Source organism: Pseudomonas sp. GL_093, from assembly GCF_057837605.1.
On record NZ_CM174448.1, the window covers coordinates 3,817,866 to 3,842,246 of the forward strand.

The window sequence follows — 24,381 nt, forward strand, 5'->3', positions numbered from 1 at the left end:
TTCAAACTCCCTTTTTGTTGCAGGCATTGCCTGCGTACTGCGGCATGGTGATGCACGCGACGTTTCCGCCGCCGAGGAGGATTTCCCGCGAGTTTTCGATACCGACGATTTTGTGTTTCGGGAACAGTTCGGCGAGGGTCGCCATTGCTGCCTGATCATTGCGATCACCAAACAAAGGCACCACGATCGAGGTGTTGCCGGCGTAGTAGTTGATATACGACGCGCAGATTTTCGTCCCGGCCTGACGGGTGTGCGTGCTGTCTTGCTGATCCAGGCCTTCGGCTTCCTCGGCGGTCCATTCCAGCACGTCCGGTTGCGGCAGCTTATGCACTTTCAGCTCGCGGCCACGGCTGTCGCGGGTGCTGCGCAGAATGTCGTAGGCCTCCTGGTAGATTTCCCATTGCGGATCATCGCGATTGTCGGTCCATTGCAGCACCACTTCACCGGGGCGCACGAAGCAAGCGAGATCATCGACATGGCCGTCGGTTTCGTCGAACTTGCAGCCACGTGGCAGCCAGATGATTTGCTCGGCGCCGAGGTAATCAGTCAGTCGGCGGGTGACTTCTTCCTTGCCCAAATGCTGGTTGCGATTGCGGTTGAGCAGGCATTGCTCGGTGGTGAGAATGCTGCCCTGGCCGTCGCTCTGGATACCGCCCAGTTCGGCAATCAGCGGCGCGCGGTAGCGGTCGAACCGTTCGATTTCGAGGATTTTGCTGGCGATCTGATCGTCCTTGTCCCACGGGTAGTACAAGCCGCCATCGAGGCCGCCGTATGCGTTGAACTCAAAGTCCACGCCGCGCACCTCACCGCTGTCGTCGTTGACCACAAAGCACGGGCCGCTGTCACGGAACCAGGTGTCGTTGCAGGTCATTTCCACCACCCGCACTTGCGGCGGCAATTGGCGGCGAGCGGTGGCGAACTGTGCGGCGGAGGCGCACACGGTGACCGGTTCGCTGCGGGAGATGGCGGTGACGATCTGCACCCAGACTTTCTGCGCAGGCTTGGCGCCATTGCGCCAGACGTCGGTGCGCTCCGGCCAGCCTAGCCAGCAACCGGACTTGGTTTCGAATTCGCCGGGCAGACGGAAACCATCGAGTTTGGGGGTGGAGTCGAGCAAACGTGCCATGGTCAAACCTCATCAGCGGGGAGTGGAATGACCACAGGCTAAGGTCGCCAGCGCCCTCCTCGCCAACGATGATTATTTCGGAACACTTGAATTCAACTCATCAATCGATCAGCTGATCGTTGAACCATTCCAGCATCTGCGCCACTGCCGGGCGTTCCAGCCGCACCCGCTCACACACCAGCGCATATTGGCCGAGTGCAGTCATGCTTGAAGTGAACGGCCGGACCAGACGACCGCTGAGCAAATCCTCCTGCGCGGTCAAATTGTCGCCCATGGCCACACCCTGGCCTTGAGCCGCCGCTTCCAGCGCCAAACCGGCGTGGGCGAAATACAACTGCCGTTCCGGACGCTGATCGCCGGCATGGCTGGTGAGCCAAGCGGTCCAGGTCTTGCCGTCCTGATCGTCGTGCAGCAGGCAGTGACGCGCCAGATCCTTCGGAGTGTTCAAGGTACCCTGGTTGAACAGACCGGGACTGCACACCGGGAAGAACTGCAACGCCGGCAAGGGCCTGACGAAGTAGGCGCTGCTGTCCACCGGGCCGGTGCCGTAAGTGATCGCCAGGTCGATGTCTTCCCCTGGCGCTGTGGCGTCGATCGGTTGTTCATAGAGGTGCAAGGTGATGTGCGGATAGCGTGCGTAGAAATCCGTCAGGCGACTCATCAACCACTTTTGCGCCAGCTCGGCAGTCACCGCCAGGCGCAACACCGCCAGCGATGACGGGTCACGCAGCTCATCGCAGGCATCGCCGATCAGTTCGAAGGCCTGCTGCAAGCTTTGCATCAGGCGCCCGGCGGCCATCGTCGGGCGAATCTGCCGGCCTTCGCGGATAAACAACGTCACGCCCAATTGCTCTTCGAGCTGGCGAATCTGATGGCTGACCGCGCTGTCGGTGACGCACAACTCCGCCGCCGCCCGACCGAAATGGGCGTGGCGGGCGGCGCATTCGAAGGTTCTGAGTGCGGCCAGAGAAGGCAGTCGTCGCATGGCAAAGGCTCCAATAGGAAGGCGCCCATGCTGCCCCGGCCATGGGTGGGCGTCCAGCGGGACCGCGTTATCGTTCTTCGCGAGCAAGCCCGCTCCCACAGGGAAATGCATTTCAAATGTGGGAGCGGGCTTGCTCGCGAAGAGGCCAGCACATTCACCACAAATCCAACGCCCCATCACCCTCCCTTATCCACCATGACATCCCCCCAAACCCGGCGCATGTTGACCCCTCAATCGGAGGGATTCGCCATGCTCAACGCACTCAAACAGATCAATTCAACCTCAGCCTTTAACCGCTGGGCCGGTTTCGAAGTCACTCGCGCCGAGCGCGGCGAAGCCGAGCTCACGATGGCTTTTCGCGAGAGCGATATGACGCAGTACGCAGGCTTCCTGCACGCCGGACTGATCGGTGCGCTACTCGATACAGCCTGCGGATTCGCAGCCGGAACGGTCGCCGGCAACGTGCTGGCATCGCATTTTTCAGTGAACTGCCTGGCACCCGCCATCGGCGAAGTGTTCATCGCTCGGGGTCAGGTGGTGAAGGCTGGCAAGAAGCAGGTGTTCGCCCGCGCCGAGTTGTTCGCGCAAACCGGCGATCAACTGAAACTGGTGGCGACCGGCGATGCGATTCTCGTACCGGTCGAGGGGCGCTGAAGGTCTAGGCTGTCTTGGGTAAGTTCCAGACCCGTCGGAGGTTCCCATGCAGCTCGAAGGTTCCTGCCATTGCGGCGCGGTGTCGTTCAGTTTGACCAGCGCCCACCCCTACCCGTATCAACGTTGCTACTGCTCGATCTGCCGCAAGACTCAGGGTGGTGGCGGTTATGCGATCAACCTGGGCGGCGATGCCGTCAGCCTGAAGGTGCGCGGTCGCAAGCACATCGCGATTTATCACGCACGACTCAAGAACGAAGGCGATAAACGCGCCCACAGCAGCACCGCCGAGCGGCATTTCTGCTCGCTCTGTGGCTCAGGTTTGTGGCTGTTCAGCCCGGAATGGCCGGAGCTGATTCACCCGTTTGCGTCGGCCATCGACACCCCGCTGCCGGAACCGCCGGAACACACGCATTTGATGCTCGGTTCCAAGGCGCCGTGGGTGGAAGTCGAGGTGCATCCTGGGGATCAGCAGTTCGACGTCTATCCCGAAGAATCCATCGCCGAGTGGCATGAGCGTTTGGGTTTGAGCCGCTAAGCCCGTTCACAGTCTTTGACAGTTTCCCGACAAAGCTGTCAAAGATTGCTGCCCGACAGCCGCCTAGCATGGGCGCATCCAAACTCCCTCGGGTGCTCCCATGTTTCGCTCGCTATGTCTGTCGTTGACTTCCCTTTGCCTGCTCATTCCCACTGACTCTTTGCGTGCTGAAGACTGGCGCTACACCTTGCGGGCCGGCGCAGCCAGCGTGCCCCGTTACAGCGGCAGCGATGAACGCGTGGTGGCGCCGCTATTGGGCGGTGAAATCGTCAGCCCTTACGGATTCTTTCTGGACACTGAAAAGGGGCTGGGCTGGGCGTTTGACGAGGACGACTTCGGCCTCAGCGTGTACATCGGCGCCAGTGATGTGCGCAAGGATCGCAAGACCGGATTCAAAGGTTCGGATGAGCTGAACGGCATGGGCTCGATCAAATCGCGCCCGGCGCTGGGGCTCGACGGAACTTACCACATGGGGCCGATTATCCTCGGTGCGAGCTTTGAGCATGCGCTGGAAAAAGACGATGACGATCACGACACCGGCTCGGCGTGGAACCGCTTGAAACTGAGCATCAGCGCGCCGTTTTATGAGGGTGATCATGGCAAGGTCGTAGGCAGCCTCAATAGCCAGTTTGGTGACAGTAATTACGTGCGCACCTGGTACGGCGTCAGCGATGCCCAAGCGTCGCGCAGTCGGTTCAGGGTTTATGACACGCATGGCGGGTTGGTGAGTCGCGGGGCGGATTTGACCTGGTCACTGCCCGTCAATGATCAGTGGAGTGTTTCGACGGTACTGGCCGTGCAATATCTGGCCAACGATGCGGCGGACAGTCCTATTGTCGAACGACGGATGCAGACATCGTTGGCTGGACAGGTGGTGTACACCTTTTGATGATGCGGTGTTGCGGATGGCCCTATCGCGAGCAAGCTCGCTCCCACAGGGGAATGCATTTCAAATGTGGGAGCGAGCTTGCTCGCGAAGGGGCCAGTAAGAACAATACAAACTTAATCCTGATGCGCCCAGGTCATGCGAAACGACGCCCCGCCCCACGGCGAGTCCGCCACTTCCACTTGCCCGCCATGGGATTGCGACACCCGCCGCACCAGCGCCAGGCCCAGGCCGAAGCCGCCGGTGCGGCGGTCGCGGCTGGCGTCCAGGCGCGAGAACGGTTCGAAGATTTTCTCCCGCCCGTCCATCGGCACGCCCGGCCCGTCGTCGTTGACCCGCACTTCGTAGTGATCACCGGCGCGGACCAACGACACTTCCACCCGCTCATCGGCATAACGAATGGCATTGCGCAGCAGGTTGATCACCGCCCGGGCCATGAAACGCGGCTCGATACGGACCTCCTCGACCTGACACTCGACAATCAGCAATTGCACACCGGCGGCTTCGGCTTCCAACGCGACGCTGCCGACCACACTGTCGAGCCAACTGCTGGCCTGAATGTTTTCCCGAGTGATCACCGTGGCGCCGCGCTCGAGGCTGGCATAGGTGAGCAGTTCGGACACCATCTCTTCCAGCTCGCCGAGGTCGGCGTACATGTCGGCAATCAGTTCACGGTTCTGGGTCGGATCGGGTTGTTGCTTGAGCTGGTCGAGCTCAAACGACAACCGGGCAATCGGCGTGCGCAGCTCATGGGACACGGCGTTGGTCAGCTCGCGCTGATTGGCGATCAGGCCTTCGATGCGCGCCGCCATCAGGTTGAAGTGTTCGGACAGGTCGCGGATGTTCGAGCGTTTGGACAGCTGGATCCGCGACGACAGATCGTTATCGCCAAAACGCTCGGCCGCCAGACGCAGCTTTTCCAGATCACGCCAATGCGGCCGTACCCAGAAAAGCAACACGAAACCGATCATCACCGCGATCATCAGATAGGCCGCGGCAATGTAGAACGGCATCAGGCTCGGTTCGGCCGGCAGCTTGATGCTGAGCAGTTGCGAACCGTCGTCAATGCGCGAGATGAACTGCGTGTATTTGTCGCGAATCACCAGCAGGCCCTGGGCCAACTCGGCTTTCTCCTGCTCGGTCAGCGACAATTTATCGGTCTCGACCAGGGTCAGGCCCAAGCCGTAGTGGGGGCGCACCGCTTCCAGTTGTCGCTCCCGGGCCGAACCGTCCAGACCGCGCAACTGCTCGGCCAGCGACCAGGCCTGGCCACGCACCGCCTCTCGGTTGTAGCTCTGCATCTGACCGTCGAGCAGCGCATCGAACGTGCGCTCGACGGTTTGCAGCCCCAGAACCAGGCCCACCGTCATCACCAGAAACAACCCTAAAAATAACCGCAGCATTTACAGCTCCCACGCAAACGGATTGAACAGGTAACCCTTGCCCCAGACGGTCTTGATGCACACCGGTTCGCGCGGGTTGTCCTTGAGCTTGCCCCGTAGTTTGCTGATGTAGACGTCAACGCTGCGGTTGAGACCATCGAAAGCGATGCCACGCATGCGGTTGAGGATGTCGTCGCGGGACAGAGTCTTGCCGGCGGCGCTGGCCAGCAACCACAGCAGTTCGAACTCCATGGTGGTGAGTTCAATGCCCTCACCCGCCAGCCGCACTTCCCGGCAGCTGCGGTCGATGCTCAGATGGCCGAATTCCAAAGCGCTGCACACGCCGCTGTCCGGCGTCTGGCGGCGTTGCAAGGCGCGTAACCGGGCCAGCAGAACCGGCGGTTTGATCGGTTTGATCACGTAGTCATCGGCGCCGGACTCCAGCCCGAGGATGTGATCAAGGTCGTCTTCTTTGGCGGTAAGAATGACGATCGGCGTGTCGGACACGCTGCGGATCTCGCGGCACACGTACAGACCGCTCTGGCCCGGCAGCATCAGGTCGAGCACGACGACTTTCGGTTTGAATTCGAGGAACGCGGCCAATGCGAGGTCGCCGCGATGCACCTGCCGCACCTCAAAACCGTGTTGGGACAGGAAATGCGCGATCAGCCCGGAGAGCTTTTCGTCGTCTTCCACCAGCAGTACTTTGCCAAAACCCAGGTTATCCATAACGACCGTCTGCCAGCCCTTGCGTGAAGTGGCCGGCATTATGGCGCCAATCGGTGACCGGACGGTTATCGCAGGCAGCAAAAACCGGCCTCGGGGGCCGGTTTTCGGAGATGTTTCATTCTTTTAAGAGTTTTTTACATTTTCGGTCGAACGCGTCAGGCCGCGGCTGGCACACCGCTGTGGAAACGGAATTCCACGTCTGGCGACTCGATCAGCTCCTGCTCGGCGGCGCGGACCTTGTCGATCACCTGGGCGATGTCCTTGGCGTCACCGTACTGGTAGGCCAGTTTCAGGTAACCCTGGAAATGCCGGGCCTCGCTTTTCAGCAGGCCGAAGTAGAACTTGCCCAGTTCTTCGTCCAGATGCGGGACCAGCGCCTCGAAACGCTCGCAGCTGCGGGCTTCGATAAAGGCGCCGACCACCAGGGTGTCCACCAGTTTGACCGGCTCGTGGCTGCGCACCACTTTGCGCAGGCCCGAGGCGTAGCGCCCAGCGGACAGCTGACGCAGCGCGATCTTGCGCTTTTTCATCAGGCGCATGACCTGTTCGTGGTGCACCAGCTCTTCCCGGGCCAGACGCGACATCAGGTTGATCAGATCGACGTGGGAGTGGTACTTGGCGATCAGGCTCAACGCGGTACTGGCGGCCTTGAATTCGCAGTTCTTGTGATCGATCAGCAGGGTTTCCTGATCGGCCAGCGCGGCTTGAACCCAGCCATCGGGGGTGCGGCAGCCAAGGAACTCGTGAATTTCGGGAAGGATCATGGGGCTCACGGATAAGAGGTTCAAAATCGAAGGGCGCCGATTATACCGGCCTGCCGGCAGACCACCAGCCGCGACCGTTGATATACATCAAGTCCCGAACGGCCAGCCAGCAACTATAGTTGTCCAACGCAGTATTTTTTACTTCATGGAGATCCCGATCATGCAAGCCATTCGCAGCATTCTGGTGGTCCTCGAACCTGAACACTCGGAAAGCCTGGCGCTCAAACGGGCCAAGCTGATTGCCGGCGTGACCCAGGCTCATCTGCATCTGCTGGTTTGCGACCGCAAGCATGACCACAGCGGCATGTTGGGTGTGCTCAAGGCCGCGCTGATCGAGGACGGCTACAGCGTCACCACCGAGCAGGCCTGGAACGAAAGCCTGCACGAAACCATCGTCGATGTGCAGCAGGCTGAAGGCTGCGGCCTGGTGGTCAAACAGCATTACCCCGACAGTCCGCTGAAAAAAGCCCTGCTGACCCCGGCGGACTGGAAACTGCTGCGTTACTGCCCGACGCCGGTGCTGCTGGTCAAAACCTCGAAACCCTGGACCGGCGGCGTCATTCTGGCGGCGATCGATGTCGGTAATACCGATGGTGAACACCGCACTTTGCACTCTTGTATTGTCGATCACGGTTACGACATCGCCAGCCTGGCCAAGGCCCATTTGCACGTGGTCAGTGCCCATCCGTCGCCGATGCTGTCGGCGGCCGACCCGACGTTGCAGCTCAGCGAAACCATCGAGGCGCGCTATCGCGAACAGTGCAAATCGTTTCAGGCCGAGTTCGACATTGATGACGAGCACCTGCACATCGAGGAAGGTCCGGCGGATGTGTTGATTCCGTTCATGGTCCACAAGCTGCAGGCGGCGGTGACGGTCATCGGTACCGTGGCGCGGTCCGGATTGTCAGGGGCGTTGATCGGGAATACGGCGGAGGTGGTGCTGGATGCGGTGGAGAGCGATGTGCTGGTGTTGAAGCCGGATACGATCATGGATCATCTGGAGGAGATCGTGACTCAGCATTGATGGTTGCGGCGCCAGTCAGATTGACTTCGCGAGCAGGCTCGCTCCCACATGGGATTGCATTCCAACTGTGAGAGCGAGCCTGCTCGCGAAGCTTTTAGGCGCCGAAGGCGTCTTTTAGGAAGCCCGGTGCAATGTAGCGCTGGTAATGCGCCTCGGAGAGCAAAAAGAACTCCCGATCAATGGCATCCCGCAGTTCCGGCAGGTTCCAGTCGCGAAACTCCGGCATCAGCACCATTCCGTAGGCTTCCAGGTTGTTGATCACTCGCGCCCCCCGGGCGATCAACTGATAGGCCCAGCAATATTCCGACTGATGCGGCACAAAGCGGATCTTGCGCTGCTCCAGCTGCAGACGCAGGCGCTGGGGATCGAAAACTTCAAGCTTGCTGGCCATCACCTGGGACAGCAGCAACTCAAGACGCAGCCACACCGCGCGTTTTTCCTCCTCGTTGTAACCATTCCAGTTGATCACTTCATGGTGGAAACGCTTGCAGCCACGGCACACCAAATCACCGTAAACAGTGGAGCAGAGGCCGACGCAGGGGGTCTTGATGGTCTGATTGGGCATAGGTTGGGAGAGCACGGGAAAGCAGAACAGGTCGGCATGTTAGCCCTTTGTCTAACATTCATCACCCCTCAAAGTTCAGGGCCTAACTTACCTTTAATTTTTTTTTGCCGTAGAATCAGCCAGCCTTTTAAGGCGCCAATGTCCGTTAGAAGCTGTTTTCAAAGCGTCACGAGCACAGTCGTTCCTTCAGAGCGGTGTTGGCGAAGGGTTTTTCCAGCGGGGAAAAGCCCAACGCCAACCCTCATCAGCTCCCCGTTCTGCAGGCGTAAAACTTTGAAAGCAGCTTCTGTAAGGAATTGTCGGTAATTCTGGCTAAGTGGCCCACAACGCCACGCAGCGCATGAGTACGGCAATTTCGGGATGAGCGTCCCGGACACCCATTTGGGACCACTGATGAGGGTAATAACTGTGCTTGAAGCCTACCGCAAACATATCGAAGAGCGTGCAGCACTGGGTATCGTTCCCCAGCCGCTAAACGCCGAACAAACTGCAGGCCTGGTCGAGCTGCTGAAGAATCCCCCGGCTGGCGAAGAAGCTTTCCTCGTTGACCTGATCACCAATCGCATTCCGCCAGGTGTGGACGAAGCAGCCTATGTAAAGGCCGGTTTCCTGTCTGCCCTCGCTAAAGGCGAAGCAAAATCCCCTCTGATCGACAAGAAACGCGCTGTTGAACTGCTCGGCACCATGCAGGGCGGCTACAACATCGTGACGCTGGTCAATCTGCTGGAAGACGCCGAGCTGGCGCCAGTCGCTGCCAAAGAACTCAAGCACACCCTGCTGATGTTCGACGCTTTCCACGACGTCGCTGAAAAAGCCAAGAACGGTAACGTTCACGCTAAAGGCGTGCTGCAATCCTGGGCTGACGGCGAGTGGTTCAAAAACCGCCCTGTCCTGGCCGACAAGATCAGCCTGCGCGTGTTCAAGGTCACCGGCGAAACCAACACCGACGACCTGTCCCCTGCTCCTGATGCCTGGTCCCGTCCGGACATCCCGCTGCACGCCCTCGCCATGCTGAAAATGGCCCGTGAAGGCATCGTGCCTGACGCCCAGGGCGTCACCGGTCCGATGAAGCAGATCGAAGAAATGCGCAACGCCGGCTTCCCGATCGCTTACGTCGGCGACGTGGTCGGTACCGGTTCTTCGCGTAAATCGGCGACCAACTCGGTGCTGTGGTTCTTCGGCGACGACGTTCCTTTCGTGCCGAACAAGCGTGCCGGTGGTTTCTGCTTCGGCAGCAAAATCGCTCCGATCTTCTACAACACCATGGAAGATGCCGGCGCACTGCCAATCGAATTCGACGTCACCAACATGAACATGGGCGACGTGATCGACCTGTACCCGCATGCTGGCAAAGTCTGCAAACACGGCACTGACGAAGTCCTGACCACCTTCGAAATGAAGACCCCGGTGCTGTTGGACGAAGTTCGTGCTGGCGGCCGTATCCCGCTGATCATCGGCCGTGGCTTGACCGACAAGGCCCGTGCCGAATTGGGCCTGGGCCCTACCGACCTGTTCAAACTGCCTGAAGCACCTGTCGACACCGGCAAGGGCTTCACCCTGGCACAGAAAATGGTCGGCAAGGCTTGCGGTCTGCCAGAAGGCAAAGGCGTTCGTCCAGGTACTTACTGCGAACCGAAAATGACCACCGTCGGTTCTCAGGACACCACCGGTCCTATGACCCGTGACGAACTGAAAGACCTGGCGTGCCTGGGCTTCTCGACCGATCTGGTAATGCAGTCCTTCTGCCACACCGCGGCTTACCCTAAGCCGATCGACGTGACCACCCACCACACCCTGCCAGATTTCATCATGACCCGCGGCGGCGTTTCCCTGCGTCCGGGCGACGGCATCATCCACAGCTGGCTGAACCGTATGCTGCTGCCGGACACCGTCGGTACCGGTGGTGACTCGCACACCCGTTTCCCGATGGGCATTTCGTTCCCGGCCGGTTCCGGTCTGGTAGCGTTTGCCGCAGCCACTGGCGTTATGCCGCTGGACATGCCGGAATCGATCCTGGTGCGCTTCAAAGGCAAAATGCAACCGGGCGTCACCCTGCGCGACCTGGTTCACGCCATTCCTTACTTCGCGATTCAGGCTGGCCTGCTGACCGTCGAGAAGAAAGGCAAGAAGAACGCCTTCTCCGGCCGCATCCTGGAAATCGAAGGCCTGGACAACCTGAGCATCGAGCAAGCTTTCGAGCTGTCCGACGCCTCGGCCGAACGTTCGGCTGCCGGTTGCACCATCAAGCTGTCGAAAGAGTCGATCACCGAGTACCTGAGCTCCAACGTCACCCTGCTGCGCTGGATGATCGGCGAAGGCTACGGCGATGCGCGTACCCTGGAACGTCGTGCTCAAGCGATGGAAGCCTGGATCGCCAACCCTGAGTTGATGGTTGCCGATGCTGACGCCGAATACGCTGAAATCATCGAAATCGACCTGGCCGACATCAAAGAGCCTGTGCTCTGCGCGCCAAACGATCCGGACGACGCCCGTCTGCTGTCCAGCGTTGCTGGCGAGAAGATCGACGAAGTGTTCATCGGTTCGTGCATGACCAACATCGGTCACTTCCGCGCTGCCGGCAAGTTGCTGGAACAGGTCAAAGGTCAGCTTCCAACCCGTCTGTGGCTGTCGCCACCGACCAAAATGGACGCTCACCAGCTGACCGAAGAAGGCTACTACGGCATCTACGGCAAGGCCGGCGCACGCATGGAAATGCCAGGCTGCTCGCTGTGCATGGGTAACCAGGCACGTGTAGAACCGAACTCGACTGTTGTGTCGACGTCGACCCGTAACTTCCCGAACCGTCTGGGTGACGGCGCGAACGTCTACCTGGCTTCGGCCGAGCTGGCGTCTGTTGCTTCCATCCTGGGTCGCCTGCCGACCGTCGAGGAGTACATGGAATACGCTGGCAAGATCGACAGCATGGCGGCCGATGTTTACCGCTACCTGTCCTTCGACCAGATCGCCGAGTTCCGTGAAGCTGCTGCGAACGCCAACATCCCGGTCGTTCAAGCCTAACGCTGCAACGCAATAAAAAACGCCGCCCATCGTGAGATGAGCGGCGTTTTTTTATGCCTGCAAGGTTTGCACTAACCCCTGTGGGAGCGAGCTTGCTCGCGATGGCGGTAGTACATTCAATATCAATATTGACTGACACACCGCCATCGCGAGCAAGCTCGCTCCCACAGGTTATGCGTTCGACTTGCGGGCTTGTTGCACAGCGCCGTCGACGCTCAAGTCACTGAAAATTATCTGTGCTCGCTCCTGCACCGGCAACTTCGAGAGAACGGCCTGAGCCTGATGCTTGAGCCGCGCCAGAATCAGCAATTTGTCTTCGGCACGCACCTGCAAAAAGAAGGTTTCCAGCGCTTCGATACTCGTGCCATCCAGGTCGGGCGTCTCCTCCAGGCTGAGAATAATCGTATGAACCGGCGTTAACGCGTGGCGGGCCAGATGCAATGCACCACCGAGAATGCGCTCCACGTTCGCGAAAAATAACGCTTCGCTCGGTCTTACAATCAGCACACCGGGGATCTCGCGGGCCTGAGGGTGGCGCTGCAGATCGACAAAATCATGACCGCTGCCTATCTGGCCCAGCACTTGAATATCTGCCGAAGACATTTGCTTGAGCATCAGCACCACACTGATCACCACCGCCACCAACAAACCGTCCAGTACCCCCAGCACCAGCACCGCCGCCACCGCGCAAATCACCAGCAGGCGATCGCGACGCCAAACGAAATACCGGCCCAAGGGCTGCAGGCTCAAGCCACGCGCCAATGCGTGAATGACAATGGCCGCCAGCACCGGCTCGGGGGTCAGGGCAATCCAGGGCAACACCGTCAAGACGATGAGCAACACCACCCCCGCCGCTACCGCGCCCGCCAGACGCGAGCCGGCACCCGCCGCCTCATTGGCCGACGTCGCAGAGTAACCGGCGCCCGCCGGCATGCCATGGAACAGGCCCGACAGCAAATTGGCTGCACCGAGTGCCAGCAGATCGCGGTTCGAGGACACCCGGTCGCCGTGCTTGAGCGCAAACGAAGTGATCGATCCGTAAGACTCGGCATACAGAATCATCACCATGGCAAACGCCAATTCGCCCAGGCGCAGCCAGTCGGCAAACGGCAACACGGGAAGACGAGGCACTTCCAGGCTCAGATCGATCACGCCGATCAGTTTCACCCCATAAGCTGGCAAGTTCAGCCATTGGCCGGCCGCGATGCCGAGCGCCACTACCAGCAAACCTCCCGGCAAACGCCTGACCCGCGCGCACAGCCACAGCACCAGCAAGGACACCGCCGCCACAAGCGCGCCGACCCGGTTCCACTGCGGTAATTGCTCAAGCAGTTGCGGTACGAAACGGATCAGGTTGCCATTGCTCAAGTGCACATCGACGATGCTCGCTACTTGCTTGAGGATGATCGTCACTGCGAGGCCGAAGGCAAAGCCTCGCAGCACCGGCTTGGCAATAAACGACGTCACGCTGCCGAGTTTGAACAATCCTGCCAGCAGAAAAAACCCACCCGTCACCAGCACCAGACCGATCGCCAGGGTCATGCGCAGGCCCGAGTCACCATTGGCCAACGTGGCTGTGGCGGCGGCCAGTACCGCCGCCGAAGACGACGTAGCAGAAACGATGGCAAAACGACTGGTGCCGAACAGCCCGTAGCACAGCAGACCGGCAAATAACGCAATGACACCCGCCTGTGGGGGCAACGCGGCAATGCTTGAATAGGCGACCGCCTCGGGCAACAACAAACCGGCAATCGACAATCCGGCCAATACGTCCAGCCAGCGGTTGGGGCTGTCGGCATGGGGTTGCGCCGATGCGCCGTGGGCACGAGCCATGAAGCGTCTCCAGAGAAAGATAGACTGGCCGGGAAAAGTCCTCGGCAAACGCTCTATGACGCGTTTATGCAACCTCAAGCTTAATCGCTAAGCGCAAGGAATGTCGGCTCTGGGTCAGGTGTTGAGCATTTTCAACGCAATAAAAAACGCCGCCCATCGTGAGATGAGCGGCGTTTTTTTATGCCTGAGCAAATGTGGGACTCACTGCTTTGCTTACCCGAGGACCGAGTGGCCCCAATCGCGAGCAAGCTCGCTCCCACACGGACCGCGCAGAACCTGTGGGAGCGAGCTTGCTCGCGATAGCGGACTCACAGCCCCCACAGAAACATCAGTGGTGATTCAAACTCAGGCAGTCAGCGAATAGATCAACGCCGTAATTGCCACCAGGCCCACCGCCGTCACGAAGACGTTGGAAGCCTGACCGCGATAACGCGCCATGGCTGGAACCTTGCGGATTGCGTACATCGGCATCAGGAACAGGATCGCGGCGATGATCGGGCCACCGAGGGTTTCGATCATCCCCAGAATGCTCGGGTTCAGCGTGGCAACGATCCAGCAGACCACCAGCATGAAGGCGGCAGTCATGCGATCCATAGTCTTCGGTGCTGGGCGCTTGCCACTCTTCACGATCAGACCTTTAAGACCTTCACTGGCGCCGATGTAGTGGCCCAGGAACGACTTGGAAATGGCCACAAACGCAATCAACGGCGCCGCGAAGGCGATGGTCGGGTTGCTGAAGTGGTTGGCCAGGTACGACAGGATCGACAGGTTCTGCGCCTTGGCTTCTGCCAGTTGTGCGGGCGACAGGGTCAGCACGCAACTGAACACGAAGAACAGCACCATCACCACCATCAAGGCGTGGGCGCGGGACAGGATCTGCGAGCTGCGCTCTTCGGCGTGATCGCCATAACGACGCTTCTGGTCCACCGCGAACGCCGAGATGATCGGCGAATGGTTGAACGAGAACACCATCACCGGAATCGCCAGCCACAGCGTGTGCAGCAGTGCCGATGGTTCTGGTAGCGTCGACGCGGTGGCGAGAATGCCGCCGTTCCAGTGGGGAATCAGGAACACCGCGAGGAACAGCAGCGCAACAATGAACGGATAAACCATCAGGCTCATGGCCTTGACGATCGCCTGCTCGCCGCAACGTACCACCGCCAACAGGCCAAGGATCAGCACGAGCGACAGCACGGCGCGCGGTGGCGGCATGATGTGCAGTTGATGCTCGAGGAAACTGCCCACGGTGTTGGTCAGGGCCACGCTATAAATCAGCAGGATCGGGAAGATCGCGAAGAAGTACAGCAAGGTGATCAGCGCGCCAGCCTTGATCCCGAAGTGCTCTTCCACCACTTCAGTGATGTCCGCGCCTTCGCGTCCGGACAACACAAAGCGTGTCAGGCCACGGTGTGCGTAAAACGTCATGGGGAACGCCAACACCGCCAGGACCAGCAACGGCCAGAAGCCGCCCAGACCCGCGTTGATCGGCAAAAACAGCGTGCCAGCCCCGATGGCCGTGCCAAACAGGCCCAGCATCCAGGTGGTGTCATGGCGATTCCAGCTCTCAAGCGTCGCTGGTGCCGTCGATACATAGCGTTCGTCGACGCTATTGGCCTGATCATTCATCCGGTGGGATCTCCGCATTCCGGTCAGTTGCTACCCGGTCAGGACGAGTCGGAAAAATCCGACAGGCAGCGCCCTGGCCGAAACAGGGGCGCGATTGTCCGGGATTAATGAGCAGAAGCAAAGACTTAGCTGAGGAGTGGTTGTGCGGATCAGATCCATTGGCACCCTTTATTAAATAGATGTTTTAAAAAATCTATTTAATAAAGGATTGCCGTCATGTAATTTCGATACTCACTGCTGACCGGCAGCCCTTACCAACGGAGCCTCTCATGCCACTCGTTCGCGTCGACATCAAAAAGCATCAAGACCCGACTCACGCCAAACGTGTCGGGCAATTGATCTACGCCGCCATGCACAGCGCCATTGGCGTGCCGGAGAACGATAACTTCCAGATTCTTGCCGAGCACGACGAACAGCATTTCATTTTTGATCCCGGCTACCTGGGCATCAATCGCACCGACAATCTGGTGGTGATTCAGATCACCCTGAGCGAAGGCCGCACCATCGAACAGAAAAAACTCCTCTACAAAACCATCGCCGAGAGCCTTAACGCGGAACTGGCGGTGCGCCTGGAAGATGTCTTCATCAATCTGGTGGAGGTAAAGAAAGAGAACTGGTCGTTTGGCAATGGCATAGCCCAGTACGCCAGCTGATTTCTGCCTTTTATATACCTGTGAGCCGCCAATGCCCCGAGTCTCCCGCAAACAAGCCGAACTCAACCGCGAGATCATCGTCGAGGCCGCCACGCGTCTGTTTCGCGAACGCGGCCTGCACGGGATCAGTGTCGTCGATGTGATGGGTGCGGCCGGCCTCACTCATGGCGGGTTCTATGGTCACTTCGAATCCAAGGAAGCGCTGGCAAAAGAAGCGTGCAGCCGGGCGTTCACCCAGTCGATGGAACGCTGGAAGCAGAAAATAGAGGATAACGACGACAGCCTCTCGGCTCGCGAGAGCATCATCGCGCCCTACCTGTCCGCGGCCAATCGCGATAATCCGGGCGAAAGCTGCCCGGTGACCGCGTTTGCCGGCGACATGTGCCATGAAACCGCTGAAAGCGGATTGCACCAGACCTACACCCAAGGACTGGAGGCATTGCTGCAGATGCTGGCACCGCTGATGGGCGCGGATCAGTCCGAAACCAATCGGCAAAAAGCGTTGGTGGACTATTCGCTGATGGTCGGCGCCCTGACCCTGGCCCGCGCCACCCGTGGTGACGCCTTGTCCGATGAAATTCTCGACGCCGCCCGGACGTTTCTCACCTCGGACACGGTCGTTGAAAAGGCCGCGACGCCGTCTGGCTGAGATAAACACAGCGCAGCGAGCCCAAGGCCCCACCAGCAATGGACGGGGCCTTGTTGTTTCTCCCGAACGGTGCATTCGCAAAGGTGTTGAACACAGTGGATATGTAAGCGCTACGGAACGCTCCTACACTGAGGTCGAACGCCACAAGCCTGCTATCTTTGGTAAATGCCAAACCTTTGCGCAATCAGCAATTTGAAGCAACGTTTTGAAGCCACTTTCGAGCCCCGACTTTCCGATGTCCACAGGAGCCCAGCATGCCCGCAACCGTTCTGGTACTGGTTGAAACCATCAATGATTACCTGCCGATTCTCGAACATCAGGGGTTTCACCTGATTCTGGCTCCGACACCAGCCGAGCGCGCCGATGCCATCACACGCCATGGCGCCCAGATCGATGCGGTGCTGACCCGCGGCCCATTGGGCCTGTATGCCGACGAAATCGCCGCCCTGCCCAATCTCAAGATCATCTGCGTGATCGGCGCCGGCTACGAACACGTCGACCTGCAAGCCGCCGCCAACCGGGGCATTACGGTCACCAATGGCGCCGGAGTCAATGCCTCTTCAGTTGCCGACCATGCCATGGCAATGCTGCTGTCGCTGGTGCGTGACATTCCCCGTTGCGACGCCGCCGTGCGCCGGGGTGAGTGGCCGAAAATCATGCGCCCGTCCCTGGCCGGCAAGCACCTGGGCATCCTGGGGCTCGGTGCGGTCGGCATGGCTATCGCCAAACGCGCCGCCCACGGTTTCGACATGACGGTCAGTTACCACAACCGCCAGCATCGCAGCGATGTGCCGTACAGCTTCCGCTCGACGCCCACCGAATTGGCACGGGAATCGGACTTTTTGGTCGTCGCCACCCCCGGCGGGCTGGGCACCAAACACCTGATCAACCGACAAGTACTCGACGCCTTGGGCCCCCAGGGGTTCATCGTCAATATCGCCCGAGCCAGCGTGATCGTCACCGCAGACCTGATCAGCTCGCTTGAGCAGCGCAGGATTGCCGGCGCTGCACTGGATGTCTTCGACACAGAACCCCAAGTACCCAATGCCTTCAAGGCGTTGGCCAATGTGATCCTCACCCCGCATGTCGCCGGTTTGTCCCCGGAAGCCACTCAAGGCACCGTGGAGCTGGTAGGTCGCAATCTGGTGGCATTCTTCACCGGCAATCCGGTATTGACCCCGATTGCCCTGCCATCGTCGACAAGCATGATCTGACCACCATTCAAACAGGTGTATCAAAAACAATGATTGCCCGGCAACACGCTCACCTATAAGGGCGTTTCGTGGTTGTGGGTGTCGGGTGTGCGCATTAGATTAGCCAATAGTCTCAGGCCTCCAGAATAAGCAGAAGGGATAAGCATGGCGCTTACTGACCAGTCCACACGTATCCGCACCGGCGAAGAACTCGATGCCAGCCTTATCGATCCGTACCTCAAGGCCCACATTCCGGGCCTGAGTGGTTTGCCGCAGATCAGCCAGTTTCCAGGCGGTGCGTCGAACCTCACCTACTTGCTGGAATACCCCGAGCAGGAGTTCGTCCTGCGTCGCCCGCCCTTTGGCCACAAGGCCAAGTCCGCCCACGACATGGGCCGCGAATTTCGCATACTCAATCAGCTCCGTGATGGTTTTCCGTACTGCCCCAAAGCCTACGTGCACTGCACTGACGAATCGGTGATCGGCGCCGAGTTCTATGTGATGGAACGGGTCAAGGGGATCATCCTGCGCTCCGAACTGCCGCCGGAACTGGGTCTGGATTCGACGAAAACCGAAACGCTGTGCAAGAGCTTCATCGACAAGTTCGTTGAACTGCACCGGGTCGACTACAACGCCTATGGCTTGGGCGACCTCGGCAAACCCGAAGGTTATGTCGCGCGGCAAATCAAAGGCTGGAGCGATCGCTACGAGAAAGCCCTGACGCCGGACGCGCCGAAGTGGGAAGCGGTCAAAGCCTGGCTCAACGACAAGATGCCGGCCGATCACCCGACCTCCAGCATCGTCCACAACGACTACCGCTTCGACAACGTGATCCTCGACCCAAACAACCCGATGGACATCATCGGCGTGCTCGACTGGGAACTGACCACCCTCGGCGACCCGCTGATGGACCTGGGCAACACCCTCGCCTACTGGATCGAAGCCGACGACCCGGCACCGGTGCAACTGATGCGCCGTCAACCGAGCCACGCGCCGGGCATGCTGACCCGCCGCGAGTTCGTCGATTACTACGCCGAGCGTTCAGGCATCCAGATCGACAATTTCGACTTCTACTACACCTACGGCCTGTTCCGTCTGGCCGGCATCGTGCAGCAGATCTACTACCGCTTCTTCCATGGTCAGACCCAGGACAAACGCTTCGCGCAGTTCATTCACATGAACAAACTGCTGGAGCAGATGAGCCTGCAAGTCATCCAGAAATCCAGCCTCTGATTGTGCCACTGGCCCCAATAACAAGACTTTTTATAAGAGAATCCCATGTCCAAGACTCAGTTGTTCGACCTCGACGGCAAAATCGCATTCGTATCTGGCGCCAGCCGCGGCATCGGTGAAGCCATCGCCAAACTGCTGGCCCAGCAAGGTGCCCATGTGATCGTCTCGAGCCGCAAGCTCGACGGCTGCCAGCACGTGGCCGACGCGATCATCGCCGCCGGCGGCAAAGCCAATGCCGTGGCATGCCACATCGGTGAAATGGAACAGATCAGCCAGGTCTTCGCCGGCATCCGCGAACAGTTCGGGCGCCTGGACATCCTGGTCAACAACGCGGCGACCAACCCGCAGTTCTGCAACGTACTGGACACCGACCTCAGCGCTTTCCAGAAAACCGTCGATGTGAACATCCGCGGCTACTTCTTCATGTCGGTGGAAGCCGGCAAGCTGATGCGCGAAAACGGCGGCGGCAGCATCATCAACGTCGCCTCGATCAACGGCATCTCGCCAGGGATCTTCCAGGGTATCTACTCGGTGACCAAAGCGGCGGTCATCAACATGACCAAAGTGTTCGCCAAGGAATGCGCGCAGTTCGGCATCCGCTGCAACGCCTTGCTACCGGGCCTGACCGACACCAAATTCGCTTCGGCGCTGGTGAAGAACGAGGCTATTTTGAATACCGCGTTGCAGCAGATTCCGCTCAAGCGTGTGGCGGATCCGAGTGAAATGGCGGGAGCGGTGTTGTATCTGGCCAGTGATGCGTCGAGTTACACCACTGGGGTTTCGTTGAATGTGGATGGTGGGTTCTTGTCCTGATCCGATTTACCGGATGAGCAAAAGGCAGCCTTCGGGCTAATGCCGATCAGTTAAGGTGCAAAACCTGTGGGAGCGAGCTTGCTCGCGATGGCGGCGCAACATTCAACATCAATGCTGACTGACCTGCCGCTATCGCGAGCAAGCTCGCTCCCACAGAGGTTGCGGTGTTCAAATCCTCATCTGATCGGCATTAGCCTTCGGGCTGCCTTTTTGTTTCTGGCATCACGCAGAGGAATTTTAATTCCAATATTTGCAAATAAGGAATTTTTATTCCATAAATAGCCCTCCTGAAAACAAAATCCCAAAAGGACCCCGGCTATGCGCGAACTCGGTATCGGACTCATCGGCACAGGTTTCATGGGCCGCGCCCATGCCTTGGCGTTTCGCAACGTCAGTGCGGTTTTCGAACTGCCCCTCAAGCTCAAACTCGCCGCCTTGGCCGACGCCGATCCGCAACGTGCCCGCCACTGCGCCGATGCCTGGGGTTTCGACACCGCCCATAGCGACTGGCAGCAATTGATCGATGACCCCAAGGTCAATCTGATCGCCATCACCACGCCCAATCACCTGCATTACCCCATGGCCATGGCCGCCCTCGCCGCCGGCAAACCGGTGTATTGCGAGAAGCCGTTGGCGGTGAATCTGCAACAGGCCGATGCCATGCGTCTGGCGGCAAAAACGGCGGGCGTGGTGACGCGGGTGGGTTACAACTATCAGCACAACCCGATGATCGGGCTCGCCCGGCAGCTGATTGAAAACGGCGACTTGGGTCAGATCATCAGTTTCCAGGGTGAATTCAGCGAAGACTTCATGGCCGATCCCGCGTCACCCTGGTCGTGGCGTTGCGATGCCGATCATGCCGGTGGCGCACTGGCCGATCTGGGCAGCCACTTGTTGGCCATGGCCCGTTATCTGGTGGGCGATGTCGAGGCAGTGAGCGCCGACACCCAGACCGTGCACCGGCAACGCCCCGCCACGGCTGGCAGCCTGGAACAACGCAGTATCGCGGTCGACGATCAGGTCCACGCCTTGTTGCGGTTTGCGAATGGCGCCCGGGGCACGTTCAGCAGCAGTTGGCTCAAGCACGGCTACAAGAATCACCTGAGCTTTGAAATCAGCGGCACCCGAGGGACGTTGGTGTTCGATCAGGAACGCCTGAATGAACTGCGTCTGTTTCGTGCCGGTCAGGACGGTTTCCAGCGCTTGCTGGCAGGGCCGAATCTGCCGGGTTATGCGGCGTTCAGCCCGGCGGCAGGGCATCAGCTCGGCTACAACGAACTCAAGACATTGGAAGTCCATGATCTGGTGATGGCGCTGGCAGGTTTATCTCAGGGTGGAACAGATTTCGAACAGGCGTGGGAAGTCGAACGTCTGGCGACGGCGATTCGGTTGGCAGCGCGGGAGTCGCGTTGGGTCAGGATCGAGGAAGTCTGAACGAAGCCCCGCCAGCAGCACAGCGCTGCTGGCGGTTAAACGTGAGCAGATGGACGCTTACTGAGTGACGCAACGAGTGAGCGTGGTTTCCCGGGTCACCTGCCCCTCAGCCCTCATATCACCTTGCACATCGGTGTTTTCAGTGGTTTGGCAGGTGCGCACAGGGGGTGGAGGCGGTGCAGCGGGAGGTGGCGGTGGAGGACTGGCGCAACCACCCAGAATCGCTATCCAGAGTGCGAACGACAGTGTTGTAAAAGTGCGTTTCCCAAGACTTTTCATAGGTTGACCCGCGGTATGTGATCGACATATTTCCGCGACCCAACTACTTCACCGCGTACCCGCGGACCGGTCACAGAAAAAATACTCTCGTATTCTTTATACGACCGCCGGCAAAACCCGACAGTTCCTAGGACGTCTCGCGACGATGCAACGTGTTGCTCTCGAGTTCATAACGCAGCTCTTCGATCAACGCTGCCACCGACTCCGGCGTTCTGAGGTTTGTTACGCTCAGCCCGGTGACCACCAGATCCACCTGCCCCGACACCGGATGATAGAGCTTCACCGTCAGTGAATGATCACCCGTAACAGTGCAGTCACAGGCCAACGGCGAAAAGCTCCGCTCCAGTTGCAAACGCAATTGCGCCACATAAATCATCCCGCGGTTCCTGTAGCTGTTTCGAAAGGGACGCGATACCCGAAGACCTGTACCGCACCCTTACAGCCTAAGAACTGCCGCACCCGTTCAGAACATTAATTTGCACCCCCTCGAGTAGTGCATTTGCACCTAACGCTGGGCCTTGGGCCGCCACTCGCTGGAGAACAAACCTCGCTCGCGAGCCCAGACAATCGCCTCGCTACGACTGTGAACGTCGAGCTTGGAATACACCGTCGACACATGGTTGCGCACCGTGTTGGGTGCGAGTTTGAGCCGCGCGGCGATTTCCTTGTCGGCCAGGCCTTCACAGATCAGGCCGAGCACATCGCGCTCGCGGGCGGTCAGGTCGGTGAAAGACACGCTAGGCAACTGCGGCGAGTTGACGTTTTTCACGTTAGCGAGCTTCTCGATGAGCGTGCGGCTGAACCAAGAGGCGTCTTTCATCACCTCTTCGATCGCTGACACCAGCTCCAGCTCCGTGCGTTTACGTTCGGTGATGTCCATAAACACCAGCAGGTAGCAGGGACTGTCCTGAATGTTCACGGTGTCGGCCGAGACCGCGCAATCGATCAGCCCGGCGCCTTTCTTGCGTACTCGAACATCGACACGATCCACGCTTCCGGTTTTTTCCAGCGCCGCAAACAGTCGCGAGCGCGCGCCAGTGTCATCGATAAAATCGATCTGCGTTACCGATTTGCCAAGCACTTCTTCACTGGCATACGCGAGCGTATCGAGGAACGCTTCATTGACGTCCATCACCACCTGATCGCCGGCGTTGCACACCAGGATCGGCACCGGGGTCAGTCGAAAAGCCTTGGCGAAGCGTTCCTCGCTTTGGCGCAGGGCGACTTCGGCCTTATGCCGAGGCTCGATGTCGACGAAGGAAAAGAGCATGCAGGCTTCGTCATTCAGTTCAAGGGGCTGGCCGGCGACGATCACCTGTTTGCTGCCACCTTCGGATAACTGCAACTGCGCCTGCATTTGCGGAATGGTCGCCCCTTCACGCAACCGCTGCTTGGCCAGGTCTTTGTTTTCGGCGCCCTCCAGCACGTCCAGTTCATAGGTCGAACGGCCGATCACCTGATCACGGGTATAGCCGGTCATCTCCAGGAAGCCCGGGTTGACTTTGATGTAGCGCAAATCGCTGAGGCGACAGATCACCGCCGGGGCCGGGTTGGCATTGAAGGTTTTCTCGAAACGCTGCTCGGCGCTGGCCCACTCCGTGACGTCGTTCATGATCAGCACCAGCGACTCCGGCTTGCCAGCGCTGTCGGCCAGCACCATGCTGCGCACGCTGTGGACCCAGGTGCGCTCTTCGTCGTCCGCCGGTGTCACCTCAACCAACACATCGCTGAAGGACTCGCCTCGAGCGACGCGGCTGATCGGATAATTGTCGGCCTGAACCGGGTGATTATTGCGATAACGCAAGGCGAAGCGCTTGGCGTACTCCTTGGCATTCGCCCCCAGCTCGCTGAGCTGCTCGACGCCGTGCATGGCCAGCGCCGCGTCATTGGCCCAGAGGAGGGTCTGGTCGAGCTCCAGCAGAATCACCCCATCGGACAGGCCGGCGATAATCTGCTGCAACTGACGGCGATTGGTTTCGGTGGTCAGGACGTCCTGGCTCATTGGATCTCCACGCGTGCGGCGGCGCATACATGCGCCGGCCTGTGAAGATTACGACCGCGGGGGGTTGGGATAGTGCAGAGGACTCATCCGCCGGGCACTGAGTCACTGCACATCCAACGAACCCTGCAACCCCGCCAACTTCTCCGGGTTACGCATGATAAAAATCCGCCTCACCCGCCCCGCTTCATCAAACCCAAAAGTCATCGAAGCAGTGATGACCCCATCTGCCTTGATGATCACGCCTTGGGCGCCATTGATTTCGCTGGGCAGCCATTCGCAAGTCTGCCAATAGACGTGCAACGACTGACCAATGAAATCCAGCACGCGGGTAATGCCGGACAAGGTTTCGCGGATGGCCGAGGCCTTGCCGCCGCTGTCGGCGCAGAGTTCGACGTCTTCGCTCAGCATCGCGGTCAAGGAAGCGGTCGAGCCGCTGGCGATGGCGCTATGGAAAGCGCTGAGCAACTGGTCCTGACGCGCCGGTTCCGGTTGAAAGCGCGTTTGTCCGCTGTCGAGGCTGGCCTTGGCCCGGGACACCAGTTTGCGGCACGCAGCCTCTTGAACCCCGACCGCATCCGCGACTTGCGCGTAATCCATGTCGAATATTTCGTAGAGCAAGTACGCCGCACGCTCCTTGGGGGTTAGCCGTTCCAGCAACAACAGGAACGCGGTGGACAGCGACGAGGCCAGTTCATGCCTATGTTCGGGTGAATCCTGGTGGGTGGTGTGAATCGGTTCCGGCAGCCAGGTGCCGACGTAATCAACCCGCGACTTGTGAGCCGAGCGCAGCAGATCGATGCAGTGCCGGGTGCACGCTGTGGTCAGCCAGGCGGCCGGCGTGGCAATGGCGGCGCGGTCGGCCTCCAGCCATTTGATGACCAGCTCTTGCACGACATCCTCGGCTTCGGCGCGGGAGCCGAGGATGCGATACGCCAGACCAAGCAAAAAGGGCCGGCGCTGCTCGAACACAGCGGCGGCGTTTTCAGCGGAGTTCATCA

General features: G+C 59.5%; 22 protein-coding genes. 11 read left to right on the forward strand and 11 right to left on the reverse strand.

Annotated features, from left to right (window positions below; all coding sequences use genetic code 11):
- Nucleotide 1: 1 nt before the first annotated feature.
- Entirely contained in the window at nucleotides 2-1,126 is a 1,125-nt protein-coding gene (gene aguA / locus AC3IUE_RS17425) for an agmatine deiminase (protein WP_489263084.1), read from the reverse strand.
- Nucleotides 1,127-1,226: 100 nt separating this feature from the next.
- Nucleotides 1,227-2,111, reverse strand: coding sequence for a LysR substrate-binding domain-containing protein (locus tag AC3IUE_RS17430; protein ID WP_489263085.1), 885 nt, complete (start codon nucleotides 2,109-2,111; stop codon nucleotides 1,227-1,229).
- A 249-nt stretch (nucleotides 2,112-2,360) separates the two neighbouring features.
- Here AC3IUE_RS17430 and AC3IUE_RS17435 point away from each other — a divergent pair, with 249 nt between their 5' ends.
- The 3 genes from AC3IUE_RS17435 to AC3IUE_RS17445 all read left to right on the forward strand — a co-directional run bounded on the left by AC3IUE_RS17435 (nucleotide 2,361) and on the right by AC3IUE_RS17445 (nucleotide 4,189).
- On the forward strand, nucleotides 2,361-2,765 hold the full coding sequence (locus AC3IUE_RS17435) for a PaaI family thioesterase (protein ID WP_489263086.1): 405 nt from the start codon (nucleotides 2,361-2,363) through the stop codon (nucleotides 2,763-2,765).
- 46 nt (nucleotides 2,766-2,811) lie between these two features.
- Nucleotides 2,812-3,300 carry a GFA family protein gene (locus tag AC3IUE_RS17440; protein ID WP_489263087.1) on the forward strand — a complete coding sequence of 163 codons (489 nt, stop codon included), beginning with the start codon at nucleotides 2,812-2,814 and terminating at the stop codon, nucleotides 3,298-3,300.
- Between the two features lie 100 nt (nucleotides 3,301-3,400).
- Nucleotides 3,401-4,189: a MipA/OmpV family protein gene (locus AC3IUE_RS17445; RefSeq protein WP_489263088.1), complete on the forward strand. Its 789-nt coding sequence runs from the start codon at nucleotides 3,401-3,403 to the stop codon at nucleotides 4,187-4,189.
- Between the two features lie 113 nt (nucleotides 4,190-4,302).
- Here the strand turns inward: AC3IUE_RS17445 and AC3IUE_RS17450 are convergent, their stop codons facing one another.
- The 3 genes from AC3IUE_RS17450 to AC3IUE_RS17460 all read right to left on the reverse strand — a co-directional run bounded on the left by AC3IUE_RS17450 (nucleotide 4,303) and on the right by AC3IUE_RS17460 (nucleotide 7,061).
- Nucleotides 4,303-5,589, reverse strand: a complete 1,287-nt coding sequence (locus tag AC3IUE_RS17450; protein WP_489263089.1) for an ATP-binding protein — start codon at nucleotides 5,587-5,589, stop codon at nucleotides 4,303-4,305.
- A complete protein-coding gene (locus AC3IUE_RS17455; RefSeq protein ID WP_489268872.1) occupies nucleotides 5,590-6,297 on the reverse strand; it encodes a winged helix-turn-helix domain-containing protein in 708 nt (235 codons plus the stop codon).
- A 155-nt stretch (nucleotides 6,298-6,452) separates the two neighbouring features.
- Entirely contained in the window at nucleotides 6,453-7,061 is a 609-nt protein-coding gene (locus tag AC3IUE_RS17460; RefSeq protein WP_095128217.1) for a MiaE family protein, read from the reverse strand.
- 160 nt (nucleotides 7,062-7,221) lie between these two features.
- Between AC3IUE_RS17460 and AC3IUE_RS17465 the strand changes: the two genes are divergently transcribed.
- A complete protein-coding gene (locus tag AC3IUE_RS17465) occupies nucleotides 7,222-8,085 on the forward strand; it encodes a universal stress protein (protein WP_056741759.1) in 864 nt (287 codons plus the stop codon).
- A gap of 94 nt (nucleotides 8,086-8,179) precedes the next feature.
- Here the strand turns inward: AC3IUE_RS17465 and AC3IUE_RS17470 are convergent, their stop codons facing one another.
- Nucleotides 8,180-8,650 carry a DUF1289 domain-containing protein gene (locus tag AC3IUE_RS17470; protein ID WP_046048871.1) on the reverse strand — a complete coding sequence of 157 codons (471 nt, stop codon included), beginning with the start codon at nucleotides 8,648-8,650 and terminating at the stop codon, nucleotides 8,180-8,182.
- Between the two features lie 408 nt (nucleotides 8,651-9,058).
- Between AC3IUE_RS17470 and acnB the strand changes: the two genes are divergently transcribed.
- Nucleotides 9,059-11,668 carry a bifunctional aconitate hydratase 2/2-methylisocitrate dehydratase gene (gene acnB, locus AC3IUE_RS17475; protein WP_056741758.1) on the forward strand — a complete coding sequence of 870 codons (2,610 nt, stop codon included), beginning with the start codon at nucleotides 9,059-9,061 and terminating at the stop codon, nucleotides 11,666-11,668.
- A gap of 171 nt (nucleotides 11,669-11,839) precedes the next feature.
- Here the strand turns inward: acnB and AC3IUE_RS17480 are convergent, their stop codons facing one another.
- Both AC3IUE_RS17480 and AC3IUE_RS17485 read right to left on the reverse strand, forming a co-directional pair.
- The gene (locus AC3IUE_RS17480; protein WP_489263090.1) at nucleotides 11,840-13,501 is read right to left on the reverse strand and encodes a SulP family inorganic anion transporter; all 1,662 of its coding nucleotides are present in this window, start codon (nucleotides 13,499-13,501) and stop codon (nucleotides 11,840-11,842) included.
- A 345-nt stretch (nucleotides 13,502-13,846) separates the two neighbouring features.
- Nucleotides 13,847-15,127: a serine/threonine transporter gene (locus tag AC3IUE_RS17485; protein WP_056741756.1), complete on the reverse strand. Its 1,281-nt coding sequence runs from the start codon at nucleotides 15,125-15,127 to the stop codon at nucleotides 13,847-13,849.
- A 269-nt stretch (nucleotides 15,128-15,396) separates the two neighbouring features.
- On the opposite strand from AC3IUE_RS17485, the gene AC3IUE_RS17490 reads away from it, so the two are divergent.
- The 6 genes from AC3IUE_RS17490 (at nucleotide 15,397) to AC3IUE_RS17515 (ending at nucleotide 21,102) form a co-directional block, all read left to right on the forward strand.
- Nucleotides 15,397-15,780, forward strand: coding sequence for a tautomerase family protein (locus AC3IUE_RS17490; protein ID WP_046048875.1), 384 nt, complete (start codon nucleotides 15,397-15,399; stop codon nucleotides 15,778-15,780).
- A gap of 31 nt (nucleotides 15,781-15,811) precedes the next feature.
- Entirely contained in the window at nucleotides 15,812-16,429 is a 618-nt protein-coding gene (locus tag AC3IUE_RS17495) for a TetR/AcrR family transcriptional regulator (RefSeq protein WP_461998632.1), read from the forward strand.
- Nucleotides 16,430-16,683: 254 nt separating this feature from the next.
- Nucleotides 16,684-17,643, forward strand: coding sequence for a 2-hydroxyacid dehydrogenase (locus AC3IUE_RS17500; RefSeq protein ID WP_056741753.1), 960 nt, complete (start codon nucleotides 16,684-16,686; stop codon nucleotides 17,641-17,643).
- Between the two features lie 144 nt (nucleotides 17,644-17,787).
- On the forward strand, nucleotides 17,788-18,855 hold the full coding sequence (locus tag AC3IUE_RS17505; RefSeq protein WP_489263091.1) for a phosphotransferase family protein: 1,068 nt from the start codon (nucleotides 17,788-17,790) through the stop codon (nucleotides 18,853-18,855).
- A gap of 45 nt (nucleotides 18,856-18,900) precedes the next feature.
- Complete coding sequence (locus AC3IUE_RS17510; protein WP_489263092.1) at nucleotides 18,901-19,668, forward strand: SDR family oxidoreductase; 768 nt, start codon at nucleotides 18,901-18,903, stop codon at nucleotides 19,666-19,668.
- Nucleotides 19,669-19,986: 318 nt separating this feature from the next.
- A complete protein-coding gene (locus AC3IUE_RS17515; RefSeq protein WP_489263093.1) occupies nucleotides 19,987-21,102 on the forward strand; it encodes a Gfo/Idh/MocA family protein in 1,116 nt (371 codons plus the stop codon).
- A gap of 406 nt (nucleotides 21,103-21,508) precedes the next feature.
- On the opposite strand, the gene AC3IUE_RS17520 is transcribed toward AC3IUE_RS17515, so the two are convergent.
- The 3 genes from AC3IUE_RS17520 to sigJ all read right to left on the reverse strand — a co-directional run bounded on the left by AC3IUE_RS17520 (nucleotide 21,509) and on the right by sigJ (nucleotide 24,379).
- Entirely contained in the window at nucleotides 21,509-21,757 is a 249-nt protein-coding gene (locus AC3IUE_RS17520) for a DUF1652 domain-containing protein (RefSeq protein WP_489263094.1), read from the reverse strand.
- 129 nt (nucleotides 21,758-21,886) lie between these two features.
- Complete coding sequence (locus AC3IUE_RS17525; RefSeq protein ID WP_489263095.1) at nucleotides 21,887-23,383, reverse strand: helix-turn-helix transcriptional regulator; 1,497 nt, start codon at nucleotides 23,381-23,383, stop codon at nucleotides 21,887-21,889.
- Nucleotides 23,384-23,485: 102 nt separating this feature from the next.
- Complete coding sequence (gene sigJ / locus AC3IUE_RS17530; protein ID WP_489263096.1) at nucleotides 23,486-24,379, reverse strand: RNA polymerase sigma factor SigJ; 894 nt, start codon at nucleotides 24,377-24,379, stop codon at nucleotides 23,486-23,488.
- Between the last annotated feature and the right edge of the window lie 2 nt (nucleotides 24,380-24,381).